Annotated in this window: 3 protein-coding genes; all 3 read left to right on the top strand. The window is 42.5% G+C overall.

Features of this window, described 5'->3' with window-relative positions; all coding sequences use genetic code 11:
• The coding region (gene flhA / locus WB217_RS07730; protein WP_423992194.1) for a flagellar biosynthesis protein FlhA at window positions 1-1,923 on the top strand (1,923 nt) is incomplete at its 5' end.
• On the top strand, window positions 1,920-3,101 hold the full coding sequence (gene flhF, locus WB217_RS07725; protein WP_423992192.1) for a flagellar biosynthesis protein FlhF: 1,182 nt from the start codon (window positions 1,920-1,922) through the stop codon (window positions 3,099-3,101). The genes flhA and flhF, both read left to right, overlap by 4 nt.
• On the top strand, window positions 3,094-3,383 hold a 290-nt coding region (locus WB217_RS07720; protein WP_423992190.1), incomplete at its 3' end, for a P-loop NTPase. The genes flhF and WB217_RS07720, both read left to right, overlap by 8 nt.

The following is a 3,383-nucleotide window of genomic DNA, read 5'->3' as shown; positions in this document are numbered from 1 at the left end:
GCGCTTCTAGTGCTGTTGAACACAATGAATATGACGGAACCTCTGCAATTTTCTGTTTTTCCTTCATTGCTGTTAATTTTAACTTTATTCCGTTTGGGCCTGAACGTCTCGACGACACGTTCAATCCTTTCACATGGGGAAGCAGGTGGAGTGGTCGAGGTTTTTGGTTCGTTCGTAGTCGGGGGCAATGTAGTAGTCGGGATGGTTGTTTTCCTCATCCTGATTATTATCCAATTTATTGTTATCACGAAGGGTTCTGAACGTGTATCTGAAGTTGCAGCCAGGTTTACGCTTGATGCGATGCCAGGTAAGCAAATGAGTATTGATGCGGATTTGAATGCTGGAATGATTTCTGAACAGCAGGCACGTGAACGGCGCGAAAAGGTAAGCCGAGAAGCTGACTTTTACGGGGCGATGGATGGTGCCAGCAAATTTGTAAAGGGTGACGCAATTGCCGGCATTATTATCGTCTTGATTAACTTAATCTTTGGAATAGTAATTGGAATGACTCAACAAGGATTAGCAATTGGCGAAGCGGCTCAAAGATATTCACTGCTGACTGTAGGGGACGGAATCGTAAGCCAAATTCCTGCGCTGTTGATTTCTACTGCTACAGGTATTGTTGTCACACGTGCAGCATCTGATGGAAATCTTGGGTTTGATATCACATCTCAGCTTACGGCATATCCAAAAATGCTATATGTAGCCGGTGGAACCATCTTTCTCCTAGGCTTATTCACTCCAATCTCTGATTTATTGACGATTCCTCTAGCGGCATTAATGGCAGTCGGAGGCTATACATTCTCGCGTGTACCTGAACCTGATAAACAACAGCTAGAGGACATGGAAGAAGACATCCAGATGGATGAAATGAAGAGTCCGGAAAGTGTTGTCAACTTGCTGAATGTGGATCCAATCGAATTTGAATTTGGTTATGGTTTGATTCCGCTGGCAGATACAAATCAGGGAGGAGACTTGCTTGACAGGATTGTCATGATCAGAAGACAGCTTGCGATAGAGTTAGGTCTCGTTATACCCGTTGTCAGGATTCGCGACAATATCCAGCTCCAGCCGAATGAATATAGACTAAAAATCAAAGGTAATGAAATGGCCAGGGGTGAGTTACTTCTAGACCATTATCTTGCGATGAGCCCGGGAATTGATGATGAATCAGTGGAAGGTATCGATACAATCGAGCCAAGCTTTGGACTGCCAGCAAAGTGGATTACCGAAGAAATGAAGGAACAGGCTGAAATATTTGGCTATACTGTAGTCGATCCACCATCGGTAGTTTCAACGCATATTACCGAGGTCATCAAAGCTAATGCGCATGAACTTCTTGGAAGACAGGAAACGAAGCAGCTGATTGATCATTTACGGGAAAGTTATCCAATCCTCGTGGAGGAAGCGACACCAAATCCATTGTCTGTCGGTGAGATCCAAAAGGTACTAGGAAAACTGCTTAGGGAAAACGTATCAATCAGAAACCTTCCGATTATTTTCGAAACACTTGCTGATTATGGAAAGGTGACAACTGATACGGAGATTTTGGCAGAATATGTTCGCCAGGCGCTTGCTAGACAGATAACGAATCAATATTCAAGAATGGGAGATACATTGAAGGTCATTACACTTTCAGGACGAGTCGAGAAATTGATTGCTGAAGGTGTTCAGCAAACAGAGCATGGTAACTATCTATCATTAGATCCGGCTGTTTCCCAGGGGATACTAGAATCGGTGGCAAGTCAGGTGGAACAATTGAGCATTATGGAACAAACTCCAATCGTCCTCTGCTCTCCTGCTGTCAGGATGTATGTACGTCAATTGACCGAAAGATATTTTGCTCAAATCCCTGTATTGTCATATAACGAATTAGAAGCAAATGTTGAAGTCCAAAGTGTCGGAGTGGTGAATGTAGAATGAAAGTGAAAAAGTATACAGCTTCATCCATGCCCGAAGCAATGAAACAAGTTAGAGCGGAGCTTGGAAGCGATGCGGTGATTTTAAATTCACGCGTCATCCAGACAGGCGGTTTCATGGGTTTTTTTCGTAAAAATAATATAGAAGTCATCGCTGCCATAGATCCTGATACAGAAATAAGCATGGAACCCGCTAAGCAGGAGAAGTCCCAGAGAGACCCTTTGATAAAAAAATCTCTAAAAGCAAATGAGCATCTGCCTATTCTGCAGCAGGCAAATCCAGCAGTTCAGATTTCAAATGGAAATAGTGAGTTGATAAAGGAAATTGCACAGTTAAAGGAATTGCTGAAAAGTAAAGGTGTACAGCCTGATATACCTGTGTCTTTGCCTGAGCCAGTCAGCAGGCAGCTGCAGTACTTTAAAATCCAGGAGCTAGAGACAGAACTAATCGATGAGCTGGCGGCAACTCTTCTAGAAAAATGGTATTTAGGCGGGGGAGCTGCAAACACTGAAGAAATCGGAAAATGGAGCGCTGAAGCTTTCGCTCAAAAGTTGGCTGACCATTCATTTGGGGGGATTTCTTTTCAAAAGAAATTCGTGAATGTAATTGGCCCGACTGGTGTGGGGAAAACGACAACTCTAGCAAAGATTGCAGCGGAATGTGTATTGAAGCATCAGAAAAAAGTTGCGTTTATCACGACCGATACTTATCGGATTGCTGCAATTGAACAATTAAAAACATATGCGAAAATTCTGGATGTACCGATAGAAGTCTGTTATAACATCGAAGACTTTCAGACAGCTACAAATAGGTTCAAGGACTATGATGTCGTTTTTATTGATACAGCCGGTAGGAACTTCAGAAATCAAAAATATGTCAGCGATTTGAGAAATGTGATTGATTTTAACAATGACATGGAAACCTTCCTTGTGCTTGCGTTAACTTCGAAACAAAAGGATATGGAAGAAATCCGAAACCAATTTTCGCTCATCCACATCGACAAATTCATTTTTACTAAATTAGATGAAACGTCTGTTTATGGAGCGATGCTGAATATGTCACAGAAGTTCTCGACGGGCATCGCCTATTTGACGAATGGCCAAGACGTGCCTGATGATTTGATAGAAGCAAATCCGAAAATCATCGTAAATACCATTCTTGGAGTCAGCAGCTATGAGTGACCAGGCAGAGAAACTAAGAGAACGGCTAAAACAAACAATCCCGAATAAGGAAGCGAAAACGCTAGCTGTTGTAAGCGGAAAGGGAGGGGTTGGCAAGTCCAACTTTTCACTGAATTTTTCAATATCCTTAGCCAGGAGAGGACTCAAGGTGTTGTTATTTGACCTTGATATCGGGATGGGGAATATTGAGATTTTGATGGGAAGAAGCACTCATCTATCAATCGCCGATTTTCTATCGGGAAAGTCTTCATTGGAAGAAATTATTTTTAAGGGACCAGAAGG

The organism is Mesobacillus sp., assembly GCF_049588175.1.
Classification (GTDB): Bacteria; Bacillota; Bacilli; order Bacillales; family Cytobacillaceae; genus Mesobacillus.
The sequence above is the reverse complement of the archived record's forward strand: the minus strand, read 5'-3'. Positions and strand labels throughout refer to the sequence as shown.